We start from the raw sequence: 16596 nt of genomic DNA on the forward strand, positions 1-16596 counted from the left end.
CTTTTTTGTAGGTGGACGGTGCGCCGGTCAGGCGCGAGCTTGACGTTAACGTAAGCTACGATTGACAGTCATGCAACGCAAGTTTACGTTAACGTAAAGGTGATCGCCCAATGGCGTCGCCAGCCCCACAACAATAATGTTTATAGGTGCCCCTCCATGAGTTACCCGACCCTGAATTTCGCCCTCGGTGAAACCATCGACATGCTGCGCGACCAGGTGCAGGCCTTCGTGGCCAAGGAGCTGGCGCCACGGGCAGCGCAGATTGATATCGACAACCTGTTCCCCGTGGATATGTGGCGCAAGTTCGGTGACATGGGCCTGCTGGGCATCACCGTGCCGGAAGAATACGGCGGTGCCGGTCTGGGTTACCTGGCCCACGTGGTGGCCATGGAAGAAATCAGCCGCGGCTCGGCCTCGGTGGCGTTGTCCTACGGGGCGCACTCCAACCTGTGCGTCAACCAGATCAACCGCAACGGCACTCATGAACAGAAACTCAAGTACCTGCCCAAGCTGATCAGCGGCGAACACATTGGCGCCCTGGCCATGAGCGAGCCGAATGCGGGCTCCGATGTGGTGTCGATGAAGCTGCGCGCCGACAAACGCGGCAGCGTGTATGTGCTCAACGGCAGCAAGACCTGGATCACCAACGGTCCCGATGCCCACACCTATGTGATCTACGCCAAGACCGACCTGGAAAAAGGCGCCCATGGTATTACCGCGTTTATTGTCGAGCGCGACGCCAAGGGTTTCAGCCGCAGCAACAAGTTCGACAAGCTGGGCATGCGCGGCTCCAACACCTGCGAGCTGTTTTTCGATGACGTCGAAGTGCCCGAAGAAAACATCCTCGGCGTGCTCAATGGCGGGGTCAAAGTGCTGATGAGCGGCCTGGACTACGAGCGTGTGGTGCTCTCCGGCGGCCCTACCGGGATCATGCAGGCCTGCATGGACCTGATCGTCCCCTACATCCACGACCGTAAGCAGTTCGGGCAGAGCATCGGCGAATTCCAGCTGATCCAGGGCAAAGTTGCCGACATGTACACCCAGCTCAACGCCAGTCGTGCCTACCTCTATGCGGTGGCCCAGGCCTGCGAGCGCGGCGAGACCACGCGCAAGGACGCCGCCGGGGTGATTCTGTACAGCGCCGAACGCGCAACACAGATGGCCCTCGATGCGATCCAGATTCTCGGCGGCAATGGCTACATCAATGAATTCCCCGCAGGCCGTCTGTTACGTGATGCCAAGCTGTATGAAATTGGCGCGGGCACCAGTGAGATCCGACGCATGTTGATTGGTCGCGAACTGTTTAACGAAACCCGCTGAGGGAGTGCACCATGGCCACCCTGCACACCCAACTCAACCCGCGTTCGGCGGAATTCGCCAGCAACAGCGCGGCGATGCTCAAACAGGTCGATGCCTTGCACACCCTGCTCGCCCAGGTCCAGCAAGGCGGCGGCAGCAAGGCCCAGGAGCGTCATACCTCCCGTGGCAAGCTGCTGCCGCGCGAGCGTATCAACCGCCTGCTCGACCCGGGCTCGGCGTTCCTCGAACTCAGCCAACTGGCGGCGTATCAGGTTTACGGTGAAGAGGTACCGGCCGCGGGCGTGATCGCCGGGATCGGCCGGGTCGAAGGCGTCGAATGCATGATCGTCGCCAACGATGCCACGGTAAAAGGCGGTTCCTACTACCCGCTGACCGTGAAAAAACACCTGCGCGCCCAGACCATCGCCGAACAGAACCGCCTGCCCTGCATTTACCTGGTGGACTCCGGCGGCGCCAACCTGCCGCGCCAGGACGAGGTGTTCCCCGACCGCGAGCACTTTGGGCGGATTTTTTTCAACCAAGCCAATATGAGCGCCCAGGGCATTCCGCAGATTGCCGTGGTGATGGGCTCCTGCACGGCGGGTGGCGCTTATGTGCCGGCGATGGCCGATGAAGCGATCATGGTGCGCCAGCAGGCCACCATCTTCCTCGCCGGGCCGCCACTGGTGAAGGCCGCCACCGGTGAAGTGGTCAGCGCCGAAGACCTTGGCGGTGCCGATGTGCACTGCAAGATCTCCGGGGTGGCCGACCATTACGCCGACAGCGATGAACATGCCCTGGCCCTGGCCCGTCGCAGCATCGCCAACCTCAACTGGCGCAAACAGGGGCAGTTGCAACAGCGCACGCCGGTCGCGCCGTTGTATGCCAGCAAAGAGCTGTATGGGGTGATCCCGGCCGACGCCAAGCAACCGTTCGATGTACGTGAAGTGATTGCGCGACTGGTGGACGGCTCGGTCTTCGATGAATTCAAGGCGTTGTTCGGTACGACGCTGGTCTGCGGCTTTGCCCATTTGCATGGCTACCCCATCGCGATCCTCGCCAACAACGGGATCCTCTTCGCCGAAGCGGCGCAAAAAGGCGCGCACTTTATCGAGTTGGCCTGCCAGCGCGGGATTCCCCTGCTGTTCTTGCAGAACATCACCGGCTTTATGGTCGGGCAGAAATACGAAGCCGGCGGCATCGCCAAGCACGGCGCCAAGCTGGTCACGGCGGTGGCCTGCGCCAAGGTGCCGAAATTCACAGTGATCATCGGCGGCAGCTTTGGTGCCGGTAACTATGGGATGTGCGGGCGCGCCTACGACCCGCGCTTTTTGTGGATGTGGCCCAACGCCCGCATTGGCGTGATGGGCGCCGAACAGGCCGCCGGCGTGCTGGTGCAGGTCAAGCGCGAACAGGCCGAGCGCAGTGGCCAGGCGTTCAGCGCCGAGGACGAAGCGCAGATCAAGCAGCCGATCCTCGACCAGTACGAAACCCAGGGCCACCCTTACTACTCCAGCGCCCGCCTGTGGGATGACGGCGTCATCGACCCCTTGCAGACCCGTGACGTGCTGGCCCTGGCCTTGTCCGCCGCACTGAATGCCCCCATCGAGCCGAGCCGCTTCGGCGTGTTCCGCATGTAATTGGAGCTGCACCCATGAGCGATTTCAACACTGTTGAGCTGGTCAACGACCCCCGTGGCTTTGCCACGCTGTGGTTGAGCCGGGAAGAGAAGAACAACGCGTTCAACGCCGAAATGATCCGCGAGCTGATCATTGCCCTGGACCAGGTCCAGGCCGATGCCGCGCTGCGTTTTCTGGTCGTGCGCGGGCGCGGCAAGCATTTCAGCGCCGGCGCGGACCTGGCCTGGATGCAACAGTCGGCCGAACTGGATTACCACACCAACCTCGACGACGCCCGCGAATTGGCGGAGTTGATGTACAACCTGGCCAAGCTGAAGATCCCGACACTGGCGGTGGTCCAGGGCGCGGCCTACGGCGGCGCCCTGGGCCTGATCAGTTGCTGCGACATGGCCATTGGCGCCGATGATGCGCAGTTCTGCCTGTCGGAAGTACGCATCGGCCTCGCGCCGGCGGTCATCAGCCCGTTTGTGGTGCAGGCGATTGGCGAGCGCGCGGCACGCCGCTATGCCCTGACCGCAGAACGCTTCGACGGTCAGCAGGCCCAGGCCATCGGGCTATTGGCGCAAAGCTACCCGCTGGATGCGCTGGATCAGCACGTCGAGCAATGGATCGCCAACCTGCTGCTCAACAGCCCGGCCGCCATGCGCGCCAGCAAGGATTTGTTGCGCGAAGTGGGTAATGGCGCCCTGACCCCGGCGTTGCGCCGTTACTGCGAAAACGCCATCTCGCGCATCCGCGTCAGCGCCGAGGGCCAGGAAGGCTTGCGCGCATTTTTGCAAAAGCGTGCGCCCAGTTGGCAGTCCCAGGAGCCACGTTCATGAGTGCACCGTTGATTACCTGCGTACTGGTGGCCAACCGGGGCGAAATCGCCTGTCGGGTCATGCGCACGGCCAAGGCGCTGGGCATGACCACCGTTGCCGTGCACAGCGCCACAGACCGCGATGCGCGCCACAGCCGAGAAGCCGATATCCGGGTGGACCTGGGTGGCAGCAAGGCCGCCGACAGCTACCTGCAGATCGACAAACTGATCGCCGCGGCCAAGGCCAGCGGCGCCCAGGCGATTCATCCAGGCTATGGTTTTCTTTCCGAAAACCCACGCTTTGCCCGAGCGGTTGAAGAGGCCGGGCTGATTTTCCTCGGCCCGCCCGCCTCGGCCATTGATGCCATGGGCAGCAAGTCGGCGGCCAAGGCATTGATGGAAACCGCTGGCGTGCCGCTGGTGCCGGGTTACCACGGTGCCGGCCAGGATCTGGAAACCTTCCGCCAGGCCGCCGCGCGCATTGGCTACCCGGTGCTGCTCAAGGCCACGGCGGGCGGCGGCGGCAAGGGCATGAAAGTGGTCGAGGACGAAAGCCAACTGGCCGAAGCCCTGGCCTCGGCCCAGCGCGAGGCGCTGTCGTCGTTTGGCAATGCGCAGATGCTGGTGGAAAAGTACCTGATCAAGCCCCGTCACGTGGAGATCCAGGTGTTTGCCGACCAGCACGGCCATTGCCTGTACCTCAATGAGCGCGACTGCTCGATCCAGCGTCGCCATCAAAAGGTCGTCGAAGAAGCACCGGCACCCGGCCTCAGCCCTGCCCTGCGCCAGGCCATGGGCGAGGCAGCGGTGCGTGCCGCACAGGCGATTGGCTATGTGGGCGCCGGCACCGTGGAGTTTCTGCTGGATGCGCGCGGTGAGTTTTTCTTTATGGAAATGAACACTCGCTTGCAGGTAGAACACCCGGTGACCGAGGCCATCACCGGCCTGGACCTGGTGGCCTGGCAGATTCGCGTGGCGCAAGGCGAGCCGCTGCCCATGACCCAGGAGCAGGTGCCGTTGCGCGGCCACGCGATTGAAGTGCGGCTGTATGCCGAAGACCCGGCCAATGACTTTTTGCCGGCCACCGGGCATCTGGCGCTGTACCGCGAATCGGCGCCTGGCCCGGGACGGCGGGTGGACAGTGGCGTCGAGCAAGGGGACGACGTCTCGCCCTTCTACGACCCGATGCTTGGAAAACTGATTGCCTGGGGCGAGGACCGCGAACAGGCGCGCCTGCGCCTGTTGAGCATGCTCGACGAGTTTGCGGTCGGCGGCTTGAAGACCAACCTGGGCTTCTTACGGCGCATCATCGGCCATCCCGCCTTTGCCGCAGCGCAATTGGATACCGGGTTTATCCCGCGTTATCAGGAGCAACTGCTGCCTGCCGCCAGTGCGTTGAGTGATGAGTTCTGGCAGGCGGCCGGTCATGCTTTCATGCAAAGCCAGCCCTCCCGGCTGCGGCAGGACGATCCTGCCTCGCCGTGGGCTGCAACCCTGGGCTTTCGTGCGGGCCTGCCTGCCGAAACATCCCTGCATTTGAGCAGTGACGGCCAGGATCGCCTGGTAACACTGCAAACCAGCACCGCGCCGCAACTGCGTGGCGAACAATTGCTGATCGAGGATGCTGGCATCCGCCGTTCGCACTTGGCCGTGCGCCATGGGCAGACGCTGTTCCTGCGCTGGCAAGGTGAGATGCGCAGCGTGACGCTGTTTGACCCGATCGCCGCCGTCGATGCCGGACAAGCCCATCAGGGCGGCCTGAGCGCACCCATGAACGGCAGCATCGTGCGGGTGCTGGTGGAAGTCGGGCAGACGGTGGAGGCCGGTGCGCAACTGGTGGTGCTTGAAGCGATGAAGATGGAGCACAGCATCCGCGCGCCCCACGGAGGCGTGATCAAGGCACTGTATTGCCAGGAAGGCGAAATGGTCGGCGAAGGCAGCGCCTTGGTGGAGCTGGAAGCCCAGGCCTAGAACTTCACCGTGGCCTGTACCACCACGCCGATGATCCGGCAGTCATCGGTGAGCAGGGCTTTGGGGTAGGTCGGGTTGAGCGGCACCAGGTAACGCTGGCCGCTTTCCTCGATCAACTTGCGAAAGGTCGCCTGGCTGCTGCCGGCCCATTGGGCCACCACCAATGTACCGGGCTCGGCTTCGCGGGCCGGGTCTACCAGGATCATCATCCCTTCGGCAATACTCGGCCCGCTGGGCGCGGTCATCGCATCGCCGCTCACCTGGAGCCAGAACGCCTCGCCGTCGGCCTCGTAATCGCTCGCCTCAAAACGCGTGGCGCCATAGGCTGGCCGCTGTTCGTGCACCTGGCAGGGGTGTTTCCAGTCGGTCACAGGGTAACGAAAATACGGATTGTATTGAGTGACCGGCGCGGCATCGTCGTTCGCCGGGGCGTCGCTTTTTTCGCGGATCACCAGCACCGTCTCCAGATAGCCCAGGCCCAGCTCTTCGAGCACCCGGTTCATATCGGCGAGGCTGGGCACCCGGCGCTTGCCCAGCCAGTGGCCAATGCCGCCCTGGGACATGCCCAAACGTGCGGCCAGTTGATGCTGCGTGACCTTGCGGGCCTTCATGTTGGCTTTGACCAACGCTATCCATTTATCCATGGGCCACACAATACCGGATGAATTCAGGGCGACAATAAACAGTTTGTAGTAATCAATCAAATGACATAAATACAGATCGTATTATTATCAGCCCCACCTGTTCACCTTCCCACCCAGAGCACCGACCTCATGACCACTACCCTGGATCACCTGCCTGGCACACCTGATGACGATGAAATAAAGTTCTTGCAGGGCAGCGAAGCCGCCCGACGCGCACTGGACTACTACTTGAAAGAGGACACGGAGCCAGTGGACGATGTGGCCTTTTTCGAGGCCAACCCCCATGTCAGCAGCGAAGAAGCCCTGGTGCATGCCTCGGACCTGCTGCGCAGCGCCGCCGCCATCGCGTATGAGTTGGCGAACAACAAGCTGGGGGGCACCCGAGACCTGGCGTTTTCAGTGGTGTATTTGATTGATATGGCCAAGGCCATGCTGGAGCGTCCACTGCAACTGGCAGGCGGCAAAGCCTCATAGCCAGATAGGCGTGCAGGAACAGAAGGAAAAATATTTCTATCAGACGGATAAAAACATTTGACTTGCAAATGATAATGATTATTATTGCAAGCAGCTGGTCGCGAGATCAGTCGATAGGCCAAGAGACCTTAGGTCGGACTCTTGGAATATCTCCTCATCAGGCTAATCACGGTTTTTGACCCGGCTCTTTGGCCGGGTCTTTTTTTTGCCAGTTATTCTGGCGTGGCTTCAGGCTAATGAAGACTGTGTGTTGCTCGATGGCGCGCATGGTAGCAAAAGACAATCACCGAAAGAAAGCCGATCAAGCGCTCTGGCCCGCTTCTTTCCAAGATAGCACTTGAGAATCAATCTCATAGACTCTAAGCTGCGGCTGCGTCAAGGATGACGCCCCCTCCCTTTTCGCAATAATTTGCGTCCAGACTTTACCCCGCGTCTGTGTAAACTGCCCGCCACAACTCTCATATTCAGGCAATCAGACTATGACCGTGGCCTTGACCTCCATCAAAATCAGCACCGACTTCGACAGTGGCAATATCCAGGTGCTCGACACCAGCGATGCCCATCAGTTACTGCTGGCGATCAAACCTGATACCCGCAGCCAGCACTTCCAATGGTTCCACTTCAAGGCCGAAGGCATGCACATTGGTCATACCCATACCTTTCGCCTGAGCAACGCCGGCCAGTCCTCCTACAAACATGCCTGGAGCGGTTACAACGCCGTGGCGTCCTACGACCACGTCAATTGGTTCCGGGTGCCGACACGCTTTGATGGCGAAACCTTGCACATCGAACTGCAGGCCGAGCAAAAACACGCCTGGCTCGCCTACTTCGAACCCTACAGTCGCGAGCGTCACGCCTGGTTGATCGAGCAGGCACTGAACCGCGCCGGTACGCAATTGCTGGCCACCGGCAAGAGTGTCGAAGGCCGTGATATTCCCCTGCTACGCCGTGGCAAGGGTGACGCCGGGCAGCGCAAAGTGTGGATCATTGCGCAGCAGCACCCGGGCGAGCATATGGCCGAGTGGTTTATGGAAGGCATCATCGAGCGCCTGCAGCAGGAAGGTGATGCTGAACTGAAAAAACTCCTGGCATCCGCCGACCTGTACCTGGTGCCGAACATGAACCCGGATGGCGCGTTCCACGGTCACTTGCGCACCAACGCCATGGGCCAGGACCTCAATCGCGCCTGGCAAAGCGCAAGCCAGGAACAGAGCCCGGAAGTGCTGTTCGTCCAGCAGCAAATGGAAAAATACGGCGTCGACCTGTTCCTGGATATCCACGGCGACGAAGAAATCCCCTATGTGTTCACCGCAGGGTGTGAAGGCAACCCCGGCTATACCCCGCGTATCGAGGCCCTGGAAAAACACTTTCGCAGCCACTTGAGCGAACTGACCCGCGACTTCCAGACCACCCATGGCTACACCCGCGACTTGCCGGGCCAGGCCAATATGACCTTGGCGTGCAACAGCGTGGGCGAGAAATTCGATTGCCTGTCCCTGACCCTTGAAATGCCGTTCAAGGACAACGACGATGCGCCCGACCCACGCACCGGCTGGTCCGGCAAACGCTCCCGGCAACTGGGCAAGGACGTGCTGAGCACCGTGGCGGACATGGTCAACGTACTGCGCTGACCCTGCCCCAATAAGCGTCGTTAACCCTCAGCCTCGGACTGCGCCGCCACCCGCACGCAGTCCAGCGGCCCAAGCACCCGGCCATCTGCCGCCTGCACGTGCAAAGCCTGCAGCGGCTGTCCGTGCTCACGGTCCAACAGCACCGAATGGGCCTCGCCCTCGGCGTAGAAAAACCCCTCGCCCCATTGCCGCAACCCAATGATCACGGCAAACAGCCCCCTGCCCTTTTCCGTCAACACATACTCCTGATAAGCACTGCCATCCGAGGCCGGGACAATCTCGAAAATCCCGTGGCCGACCAGGCTGCGCAAGCGTGCCGAAAGAATATTCTTGGCCATGCCCAGGCTGCGCTGAAACTCGCCAAAGCGGCGGATGCCATCGAATGCATCGCGAATGATCAACAGTGCCCAGCCATCGCCAATCGCCTCCAGCGAGCGCGCCACCGGGCATTCGGCACTTTCAAAGCGAGTGAGTTTGACCATGAGTAACGCCTGCCTGATAAAAATGTAGTTGCAATATAAAACCGGAATACCTACCGTACAACTGGTTTTATTTAACAACCACAATGAGAACTCAGCATGCCCCAATCATCGTTAAGCGGCGCCGTGGTGCTGCTGTTCGCCATTGCCTGCGGCCTGTCGGTGGCAAACGTCTATTACGCCCAACCCCTGCTGGATGCCATGGCCACGACGTTCGCCATGGACCCCGCCACCGTCGGCATCGTGATCAGCCTGACCCAGGTCGGCTATGGCCTCGGTTTATTACTGCTGGTGCCGTTGGGCGATCTGCTCAACCGTCGGCACTTGATCGTCGGCCAGTTACTGCTGTCCACCGGCGCGGTATTGCTGGTCGCCCTGTCCAACAGCAGCGTGGGGTTTCTGGCTGGCCTGTTGCTGACGGGCTTGCTCGCCGTGGTGGCCCAGGTGTTGGTGGCCTACGCCGCAAACCTGGCGCGCCCCGAGCAACGGGGGCATGTGGTGGGCCTGGTGACCAGTGGCATCGTGGTTGGCTTGCTGCTGGCGCGCACGGTGTCCGGGCTCATGGCGGACCTGGCCGGCTGGCGCTCGGTGTACCTGCTGTCGGCTGGCTTGACGTTGCTGATGGCGCTGCTGCTCTGGCGTGTCTTGCCCGCTACCGAGCAGCCCCGGGCGCCAGGCGCCTATCGCCAGTTGCTCGGCTCGGTGTTCAGCCTGTTGCGCGAGGAAAAAGTGCTGCGCGACCGCGCAGTGCTGGCCTTGCTGATTTTTGCCGCGGGCACGGTGCTATGGACGCCCTTGGTATTGCCCTTGAGCGCCCCGCCGCTGTCGTTGTCCCACACCCAGATCGGCCTGTTCGGCCTTGCCGGTGCCGCCGGCGCGCTGGGAGCGGCCCATGCCGGGCGCCTGGCTGACCGAGGCTGGGCACAGTGGACCAGCGGCGCGGCCCTGGCGCTGATGCTGGTGTCTTGGCTGCCCATCGCCTTGACCCAGTCTTCGTTGTGGGCACTGTTGCTTGGGGTGATTGCCTTCGACCTCGGCCTGCAAGCCGTGCATGTCACCAGCCAAAGCCTGATCTACAGCGTGCTCCCCGAAGCCCAGAGCCGCCTGGCTGCCGGCTACATGCTGTTCTATTCGGCAGGCAGCGCCCTGGGCTCGCTCGGCGCCACCCTGATGTACGCCTGGGCCGGCTGGCTCGGCGTTTGTGCCCTGGGCGCCACCATCAACCTACTGGCCCTGGGATACTGGTGGGCGACCCTGGGGCCTCAGTCCTTGCCGAGCATGCTTTGCAAAACGCCATCCCGGCGAATCCAGCCATGGAACAACGCCGCCGCCAAATGCAGCAACACCGTGAGGAACAGCAAATAGGCGAGATACCCATGGGCCTTGCGCAGAATTGCAAACAACTGCGCGTTGGCCGGCACCCACGCCGGTAACTGCAAAGAACTGCTCAGCATCACTGGGTCACCGGCCGCCGAAATCATCGCCCATCCCAACAACGGCAGCGCCAGCATCAAGCCATACAGCAGCAGATGCGACGCCTTGGCCGCCAACACCTGCCACGCCGGCAAATCGGCAGGCAGCGGCGGCTGGCGGGTAGCAAAGCGCACCACCAGGCGCACGATCACCAACAGCAGAATCGCAATGCCCAATGGCTTGTGCAGGTGCAACAACCATGCATGGCGTTGGGACACCGAGGCCACCATGCCAGCACCGATAAACAGCATGGCAATGACCATCAGCGCCATCAGCCAGTGCAGCAGGCGCGCCAGCGGGGCGAAAAAACGTGGTTGAGTCTTCATGGCCGGGACTCCTGAGAGGCGCTGTGCAACTGGCTGACTTCGCCGGTACGGCGCAGGTAGGAACTGGCATAGGCAGCAGAACGTGCAGCCAGCAGCGGGTCATTGGAGGCTTCGATACCACTGGGCAGGATCAGCGGGTCAAAGTTGATATCGCGGCAATCACCGTCCAACTGCGGCTGACTGCGCTCGAGTATCAGGGTGCCGGCATCCAGCACCGTGTGCGCCCCAGACCAGGCCTTGCTGGCGTCATCCACCGGGTCTGAGGGGTTGGCCAGGGTGATCTGCAACTGCCAGCGCAGGGGGCCGGCCGCCAATCGTTGCTCCAGGTCGGCCTGGAGGAAATCCGCCCCTGGCGGCGCAGCGGCTGCGCTGACGTCCTGGCTCATCGGCACCAGCCCCTAGCGCACGGCCTGGCGCTGCCCGTCGGCATTCACCAGGTAAAACGCATTGATGCCGTTGTAACGCTCGGTGGCATAGCTGGCTGACGGCCTGGCCGTCTTGACCCAGGCCAGGAACGGCGCCGTCTCCGGATGGCTGGCAAAAAACGCCGGCATACTGGCCGGGTTGGGCTTGCCGGTCGCCGGGTCGGGAGTCCCCGCCTTGAGCATCTGGTAGAACGCCTCGGGCGTGCCCACCGGGAACACTGGCATGCTGTTCATCCCGCTGCGCCATTGCTGGCCGTTGGCCTGGTTGAACTGCACGGCCAGGCTGCGGATCGGCACGCTGCTGTCCGGGGCATAGGGGTTGCCGCTGGGCAAGGCAAAACGGCCGATCACCGGGGTGCGGGCCTCGCTGAATACCTGCGCACGGGAATAGGCACGCGCCGCAGGACTGCTCTCGAAATAGCCCGCCACGCATACACCCTTGGAATGGTTGCGCCGGTAGCCGGGGTGCACGCCGTTATTGGTTTCCAGGGCATTGACCAGGGCCTGGGGGCGCAACCGCTGCGGGTCGAGTGTACCGTTGACGTAGGCAAACGCCCCGGCGGCGGCGCCGACGACCACGCCGATAGCGGCCAGGCGCAGCATCAGGCTGGCGCGCCCCAGCGGCGGGCGTAAGGGGGATGGTTGATCTGGCATGCAGTGCTCCAGGGCCAGCGGCCACAGGTGAGAGAGAAGCAGGACGAGCGTCGACACGCTCTATTCCCACCCGCACTGTTTATTTTTCAATCCCTGGAATAACCTCCAAGGCCGGACGTCTTCCTGGTCCAAGCACAGTGACCAAGATTGCCATGCACGAACTCGACGACTCATTGCGTGAACTCCTCCCCAGGCTACGGCGCTTTGCCGTATCCCTGACACGCAACCCCAGCAGCGCCGACGACCTGGTGCAGGCCACGCTTGAGCGCGCCATCGTCAGTTGGCGCAACAAGCGCGTCGACGGCGATTTGCGCGCCTGGCTGTTCTCGATCCTCTACCGGCAGTTCCTCGACGCGCACCGGCGTTCGCGGCGTTATGCGCGGATGCTGGAGTTCTTCACCGGTCGTGATGACGCGCAACCGTCAGTCGAACGTACGGTGATCGCCCAATCGACCCTGCAAGCCTTCGACCAGTTGAGCAGCGAGCAACGCGCCCTGCTGCTGTGGGTTTCGGTGGAAGGCTTGAGCTGCAAGGAAGTCGCCCATATCCTCGACGTGCCCATCGGCACCGTGATGTCACGCCTGTCCCGTGCCCGCCAGGCCTTGCGCCAGCTCAGCGACGGTGACATCACCCGCCCTTCCCTGCGGATACTCAAATGATCAGCCTGCCCCCCAACGAACGCGACCTGCACGCGTACGTCGATCACCAGCTCAGCGAGCCGGATCGCCGCCAACTGCAGATCTGGCTCGCCGCCCACCCCGAGGTCGCGGCCCAGGTCCACGCCTGGCAACAGGATGCCCAGCACCTGCGCACGGCCATCGGTGCGCCGCCAGCGGCCAACCCCGAGTTGGATCCGGCGCAGATTCGCCAGCGTCTCAAGCACCAGTCGCGCCGCCAGCTGGCCACTGCCGCCATGCTGGTGCTCGCCGTCGGCCTGGGCGGCCTGGGTGGCTGGCAAGCGCGGCAGGCGACCCTGGTCGCCAGCGCACTGCCGATGACCGACGCCATGCAGGCGTACCGCCTGTTTGCCCAGAACCCAATCATGCCCGCCGATTACCAGGTGCAGGGCAATGGCGATATGCAAGCCTGGCTCGACCGTTACTTCGCCCAGGCCCATCGCCTGCCAGACCTCAGCGAGGCCGGCTTCAGCCCGGTCAGCGCACGGCTGCTCAGCACCGATCAGGGCGCGGCAGCGATGGTGCTTTACGAGAACCCGCAGGGCCGGCGCATCAGTTTTTATATTCGCCCGCCCGGCCCGCAAAACACCCTGCTGCCACGGGGCAGCCGCAGTGCCGATGGACTGCAGGCCGAATACTGGTCCAGCCCCGGCTACAACTATGCGATGGTCAGCCCGGAGGACGAGCCGACCACCCCATTGCTCAAGCAGACCACCCGGTTCTAGGACGCCAACGCCATGCCTTTTCGAGAGAGCCGCCCCCGGCGCCTGCCCCTGCTCAAACGCCTGCTGGGCAAAAAAACCGCCCACGACAGCGCGCCAGCCATTCAGCGCTTCTTCGCGGACAAGGCTCGGCAACAGGGCTACACCCTCAGCCCCAGCCAGGTGCAGGTGATCGACGCTATGGCGCGGCAGGCCGCACACCTGCTGGCCCAGCGCCCGACCCGCAGCCTGTACCTGCACGGCGCTGTCGGCCGGGGCAAAAGCTGGCTGCTGGACGGGTTTTTCCAGGCCCTGCCCTTGCCTGACAAGCAGCGGGTACATTTCCACGACTTTTTCGCCCGCCTGCACCGCGGCATGTTTGCCCACCGCCAGCAGGCCGATGCCCTGGGCGCCACTCTGGATCAATTGCTCGACGGCTGCCGGGTGCTGTGTTTCGACGAGTTCCATGTGCATGACATCGGCGACGCGATGTTGATCACTCGCCTGTTCAAGGCCCTGTTCCAACGGGGCATCCTGCTGCTGGTCACCTCCAATTACCCGCCCCAGGGCTTGCTGCCCAACCCGCTGTACCATCAGCGCTTCAAGCCGGTGATTGACTTGATCAGCGCGCGCATGGACGTCATGGAAGTCAGCGCGCCCCAGGACTACCGGGGCCTGGCGCAGAACCACCAGTTGCAGCGCTTCACCCATGGCCAGTACGTGTGGCCGGGCACCCCGGCCCAGCGCCGTGAGCTGGGGCTGCCCGCCACCGATGGCCCGCCCCTGGCGCTGGCGGTCGGCTCGCAGCAACTGCAGGTGCGCTGGCACCAGGCGCGCAGCCTGGCCTTGACCTTCAACGACCTGTGCGAACAGCCCACCGCCGTGATGGATTACCTGCTGCTGTGCGAGGATTTCGACCACTGGATCATCGACGACCTGCCGCTGCTCGGCGATTGCCCGATTGCCGTGCAACAGCGCTTTATCAACCTGATCGACGTGCTTTACGACCAGGACAAGCACCTGACCCTGCTGGGCCAACAGCCACTGGACGACGCCCTGCAAGGCCAGGCGATTGACCTGGCACGCACCCGCAGCCGCCTGGGGCAGTTGCAACAAGTCAGCCCGCTGGCGCTCAAGTCGCTATCATGAGCGCCTTTGACCTTGTCGAGTGACCTAAGCTGTTCATGGATACCCTTGCCCAACTCAAGGCTGGCCAACTGGCTGGCATCAAGCGCCTGGACCTGTCCTGCGGCCTGACGCAGTTCCCCCGGGAAATCTTCGACCTGGCCGACTCCCTGGAAATCCTCAACCTGAGCGGCAACGCCCTGCGCAGTCTGCCCGACGACCTGCACCGGCTGCCCCACCTGCGCGTGCTGTTTTGCTCGGACAACGCCTTCACCGAACTGCCGGCGTGCCTGGGGCAATGCCAGCAATTGAGCATGGTCGGCTTCAAGGCCAACCAGATCGAGCAGGTGTCGGCTGCTGCACTGCCGCCGCAATTGCGTTGGTTGATCCTCACCGATAACCGTCTCAGCCACTTGCCGGATGAACTCGGCGAACGGCCGCTGCTGCAAAAACTCATGCTGGCCGGTAATCGCCTGGAGCAACTGCCGGCGAGCCTGGCCCAGTGCCATAACCTCGAACTGCTGCGCATCGCCGCCAACCGCCTGACGCAATTGCCGCAATGGCTGCTGACGCTGCCGCGCCTGACCTGGCTGGCCTATGCCGGCAACCCGGTGGAAAGCGCGGTCGAACTGGCAATTGACGACAACACAGCGAATATTCCCTGGGCCGAACTGGAGCTGGCCGAGGTGCTCGGCGAAGGCGCCTCGGGGGTGATTCGCAAGGCACTGCGCAAACCGTCGAACGAGCCGGTCGCGGTCAAACTCTATAAGGGCACCATCACCAGCGACGGTTCACCGCTGCATGAAATGCAGGCCTGCATTGCCGCCGGGCTGCACCCCAACCTGATCAAGGTGCAAGGCCGGGTAATCGGCCACCCCGATGACCAGGCCGCGCTGGTGATGGACCTGATCGACCCGAGCTACCGCAACCTCGCCGGCCTGCCCAGCCTGGCGTCCTGCACCCGGGACATCTACGACCCCGCCAGCCGTTTCAGCGTGGCTGTGGCGTTGCGCATGGCGCGCGGCATCGCCTCCGTGGCCGCACACCTGCACCGGCATGGCATCACCCATGGCGACCTGTATGGCCACAATATCCTGTGGAATGCCGGGGGTGATTGTTTGCTGGGGGACTTTGGCGCGGCGTCATTCCATGCCACGGCCGACACCTTGGAAACCAGGGCGTTGCAGCGCATTGAAGTGCGGGCGTTCGGGGTGTTGCTGGAGGAGTTGCTGGAGCGCATTGACGCAGGTTTGAGCGATGACCAGCGCCAAGTGCTGGAGGCGCTGCGGGAGCGCTGCTGCCAGCCGCAGGTGCTGGCGCGTCCGGCGTTCGAAGAGATCGAGGCACTGCTGTCCTCACTCTGAAATGCCCTGCAAATGCGCAAGCGGGCTTATGTGGGAGCGGGCTTGCCCGCGATAGCAGTGGGTCAGCCAGCTGATGTGCCATCTGATACACCGCAATCGCGGGCAAGCCCGCTCACACACAAGCCCGTGCCCATAATTCCAGGCCGGGTTTAGCCCGCCAGGCCGACGAACATGTCCTGCACGTCGTCATGGTTGTCCAGGCCTTCCAGGAAGGCTTCGACTTCAGCCATCTGCTCGTCGCTCAGGCCGCTGACCGGGTTTTTCGCGAGGTAGCCCAACTTCGCCGACAACACGGTAAAACCCTGCTCCGGCAACGCCTTCTGCACCGCGTCCAGGTCGGTGGTCTCGGTGATGAACAGGGTCGTGCCCTCTTCTTCACCTTCCTCAAAGTCCTGGGCACCGGCTTCGATGGCGGCCATTTCCGGGTCGGCATCGGGGGTGTCCGGCGAGGCCTCGATCAGCCCTACATGGTTGAAGTCCCAGGCCACCGAGCCCGAAGCTCCGAGTTGCCCCTTGCGGAAAGCTACGCGGATTTCCGCCACGGTGCGGTTGATGTTGTCGGTCACGCATTCAACGATCAACGGCACCTGGTGCGGGGCGAACCCTTCATAAGTCACGCGATGGTACTGCACGGTCTCGCCGAGCAGGCCCGCGCCTTTCTTGATTGCGCGCTCCAGGGTTTCCTTGGGCATCGAGGCCTTTTTGGCCTGCTCGACCACCAGACGCAGGTGGGCGTTGGTCGCGGTGTCCGCACCGTTACGGGCGGCAATGGTGATTTCCTTCACCAGCTTGCCGAAAATCTTGCCCTTGGCATTGGATGCCGCTTCTTTATGTTTAACCTTCCACTGTGCGCCCATGACTCACTCTCTTGATATCCGTGGCGCCGAGACGTCTACTGGCCGGCGCTTTGGCCG

The 16596-nt window shown here is 62.8% G+C and carries 15 protein-coding genes and 1 pseudogene; 11 read left to right on the plus strand and 5 right to left on the minus strand.

What is annotated here, in order from left to right; all coding sequences use genetic code 11:
- Positions 1-156: 156 nt before the first annotated feature.
- Genes JFT44_RS19005 through JFT44_RS19020 form a run of 4 tightly spaced genes read left to right on the plus strand, consistent with a single transcriptional unit; the run spans position 157 to position 5709 of the window.
- Positions 157-1320, plus strand: a complete 1164-nt coding sequence (locus JFT44_RS19005; protein ID WP_057441554.1) for an isovaleryl-CoA dehydrogenase — start codon at positions 157-159, stop codon at positions 1318-1320.
- Positions 1321-1331: 11 nt separating this feature from the next.
- Complete coding sequence (locus tag JFT44_RS19010; RefSeq protein ID WP_198831032.1) at positions 1332-2939, plus strand: carboxyl transferase domain-containing protein; 1608 nt, start codon at positions 1332-1334, stop codon at positions 2937-2939.
- Positions 2940-2953: 14 nt separating this feature from the next.
- Positions 2954-3760, plus strand: coding sequence for a gamma-carboxygeranoyl-CoA hydratase (locus JFT44_RS19015; RefSeq protein ID WP_120733498.1), 807 nt, complete (start codon positions 2954-2956; stop codon positions 3758-3760).
- Positions 3757-5709 (plus strand): acetyl/propionyl/methylcrotonyl-CoA carboxylase subunit alpha, encoded by a 1953-nt coding sequence (locus JFT44_RS19020; protein ID WP_169990344.1) that lies wholly within the window; start codon positions 3757-3759, stop codon positions 5707-5709. Before JFT44_RS19015 ends, JFT44_RS19020 begins: the two co-directional genes overlap by 4 nt.
- Here JFT44_RS19020 and JFT44_RS19025 read toward each other — a convergent pair.
- Entirely contained in the window at positions 5706-6353 is a 648-nt protein-coding gene (locus JFT44_RS19025; RefSeq protein ID WP_057441591.1) for a LexA family transcriptional regulator, read from the minus strand. The two genes, JFT44_RS19020 and JFT44_RS19025, sit on opposite strands and share 4 nt — an antisense overlap.
- 129 nt (positions 6354-6482) lie before the next feature.
- Between JFT44_RS19025 and JFT44_RS19030 the strand changes: the two genes are divergently transcribed.
- Together JFT44_RS19030 and JFT44_RS19035 are read left to right on the plus strand one after the other, a co-directional pair.
- Positions 6483-6827: a DUF6124 family protein gene (locus tag JFT44_RS19030; protein WP_057960043.1), complete on the plus strand. Its 345-nt coding sequence runs from the start codon at positions 6483-6485 to the stop codon at positions 6825-6827.
- Positions 6828-7306: 479 nt separating this feature from the next.
- The gene (locus JFT44_RS19035; RefSeq protein WP_120733500.1) at positions 7307-8458 is read left to right on the plus strand and encodes a M14-type cytosolic carboxypeptidase; all 1152 of its coding nucleotides are present in this window, start codon (positions 7307-7309) and stop codon (positions 8456-8458) included.
- A gap of 20 nt (positions 8459-8478) precedes the next feature.
- Here the strand turns inward: JFT44_RS19035 and JFT44_RS19040 are convergent, their stop codons facing one another.
- Entirely contained in the window at positions 8479-8940 is a 462-nt protein-coding gene (locus JFT44_RS19040; protein WP_057960045.1) for a helix-turn-helix domain-containing protein, read from the minus strand.
- Positions 8941-9036: 96 nt separating this feature from the next.
- Here JFT44_RS19040 and JFT44_RS19045 point away from each other — a divergent pair, with 96 nt between their 5' ends.
- Entirely contained in the window at positions 9037-10302 is a 1266-nt protein-coding gene (locus JFT44_RS19045) for an MFS transporter (protein WP_198831033.1), read from the plus strand.
- Here the strand turns inward: JFT44_RS19045 and JFT44_RS19050 are convergent.
- Both JFT44_RS19050 and JFT44_RS19055 read right to left on the minus strand, forming a co-directional pair.
- Positions 10200-10736 (minus strand): cytochrome b, encoded by a 537-nt coding sequence (locus JFT44_RS19050; protein WP_169990346.1) that lies wholly within the window; start codon positions 10734-10736, stop codon positions 10200-10202. The two genes, JFT44_RS19045 and JFT44_RS19050, sit on opposite strands and share 103 nt — an antisense overlap.
- Positions 10733-11815 (minus strand): annotated as a pseudogene (locus tag JFT44_RS19055) (catalase family peroxidase). Before JFT44_RS19055 ends, JFT44_RS19050 begins: the two are co-directional and overlap by 4 nt.
- 152 nt (positions 11816-11967) lie before the next feature.
- On the opposite strand from JFT44_RS19055, the gene JFT44_RS19060 reads away from it, so the two are divergent.
- Genes JFT44_RS19060 through JFT44_RS19075 form a run of 4 tightly spaced genes read left to right on the plus strand, consistent with a single transcriptional unit; the run spans position 11968 to position 15682 of the window.
- Positions 11968-12474 carry a sigma-70 family RNA polymerase sigma factor gene (locus JFT44_RS19060; RefSeq protein WP_198831039.1) on the plus strand — a complete coding sequence of 169 codons (507 nt, stop codon included), beginning with the start codon at positions 11968-11970 and terminating at the stop codon, positions 12472-12474.
- Complete coding sequence (locus JFT44_RS19065) at positions 12471-13217, plus strand: anti-sigma factor (RefSeq protein ID WP_057960049.1); 747 nt, start codon at positions 12471-12473, stop codon at positions 13215-13217. The genes JFT44_RS19060 and JFT44_RS19065 overlap by 4 nt, the downstream gene beginning before the upstream one ends.
- A gap of 12 nt (positions 13218-13229) precedes the next feature.
- Complete coding sequence (zapE, locus tag JFT44_RS19070) at positions 13230-14342, plus strand: cell division protein ZapE (protein WP_198831034.1); 1113 nt, start codon at positions 13230-13232, stop codon at positions 14340-14342.
- A gap of 35 nt (positions 14343-14377) precedes the next feature.
- Positions 14378-15682, plus strand: coding sequence for a protein kinase (locus tag JFT44_RS19075; RefSeq protein ID WP_169990348.1), 1305 nt, complete (start codon positions 14378-14380; stop codon positions 15680-15682).
- A gap of 149 nt (positions 15683-15831) precedes the next feature.
- Here JFT44_RS19075 and JFT44_RS19080 read toward each other — a convergent pair whose 3' ends face one another.
- Positions 15832-16539: a YebC/PmpR family DNA-binding transcriptional regulator gene (locus JFT44_RS19080; protein WP_057441529.1), complete on the minus strand. Its 708-nt coding sequence runs from the start codon at positions 16537-16539 to the stop codon at positions 15832-15834.
- Positions 16540-16596 lie beyond the last annotated feature (57 nt).

The organism is Pseudomonas sp. MF5691, assembly GCF_016405645.1.
Taxonomy (GTDB): Bacteria; Pseudomonadota; Gammaproteobacteria; order Pseudomonadales; family Pseudomonadaceae; genus Aquipseudomonas; species Aquipseudomonas shahriarae.

Bases quoted from the DNA above. Each gene is read 5' to 3' on its own strand.
- JFT44_RS19065 (WP_057960049.1), top strand. From the start codon at position 12,471: ATGATCAGCCTGCCCCCCAACGAACGCGACCTGCACGCGTACGTCGAT.
- JFT44_RS19005 (WP_057441554.1), top strand. From the start codon at position 157: ATGAGTTACCCGACCCTGAATTTCGCCCTCGGTGAAACCATCGACATG.
- JFT44_RS19020 (WP_169990344.1), top strand. From the start codon at position 3,757: ATGAGTGCACCGTTGATTACCTGCGTACTGGTGGCCAACCGGGGCGAA.
- JFT44_RS19035 (WP_120733500.1), top strand. From the start codon at position 7,307: ATGACCGTGGCCTTGACCTCCATCAAAATCAGCACCGACTTCGACAGT.
- JFT44_RS19040 (WP_057960045.1), bottom strand. From the start codon at position 8,940: ATGGTCAAACTCACTCGCTTTGAAAGTGCCGAATGCCCGGTGGCGCGC.
- JFT44_RS19030 (WP_057960043.1), top strand. From the start codon at position 6,483: ATGACCACTACCCTGGATCACCTGCCTGGCACACCTGATGACGATGAA.
- JFT44_RS19025 (WP_057441591.1), bottom strand. From the start codon at position 6,353: ATGGATAAATGGATAGCGTTGGTCAAAGCCAACATGAAGGCCCGCAAG.
- JFT44_RS19050 (WP_169990346.1), bottom strand. From the start codon at position 10,736: ATGAAGACTCAACCACGTTTTTTCGCCCCGCTGGCGCGCCTGCTGCAC.
- JFT44_RS19060 (WP_198831039.1), top strand. From the start codon at position 11,968: ATGCACGAACTCGACGACTCATTGCGTGAACTCCTCCCCAGGCTACGG.
- JFT44_RS19010 (WP_198831032.1), top strand. From the start codon at position 1,332: ATGGCCACCCTGCACACCCAACTCAACCCGCGTTCGGCGGAATTCGCC.
- JFT44_RS19045 (WP_198831033.1), top strand. From the start codon at position 9,037: ATGCCCCAATCATCGTTAAGCGGCGCCGTGGTGCTGCTGTTCGCCATT.
- JFT44_RS19015 (WP_120733498.1), top strand. From the start codon at position 2,954: ATGAGCGATTTCAACACTGTTGAGCTGGTCAACGACCCCCGTGGCTTT.
- JFT44_RS19075 (WP_169990348.1), top strand. From the start codon at position 14,378: ATGGATACCCTTGCCCAACTCAAGGCTGGCCAACTGGCTGGCATCAAG.
- JFT44_RS19080 (WP_057441529.1), bottom strand. From the start codon at position 16,539: ATGGGCGCACAGTGGAAGGTTAAACATAAAGAAGCGGCATCCAATGCC.
- zapE (WP_198831034.1), top strand. From the start codon at position 13,230: ATGCCTTTTCGAGAGAGCCGCCCCCGGCGCCTGCCCCTGCTCAAACGC.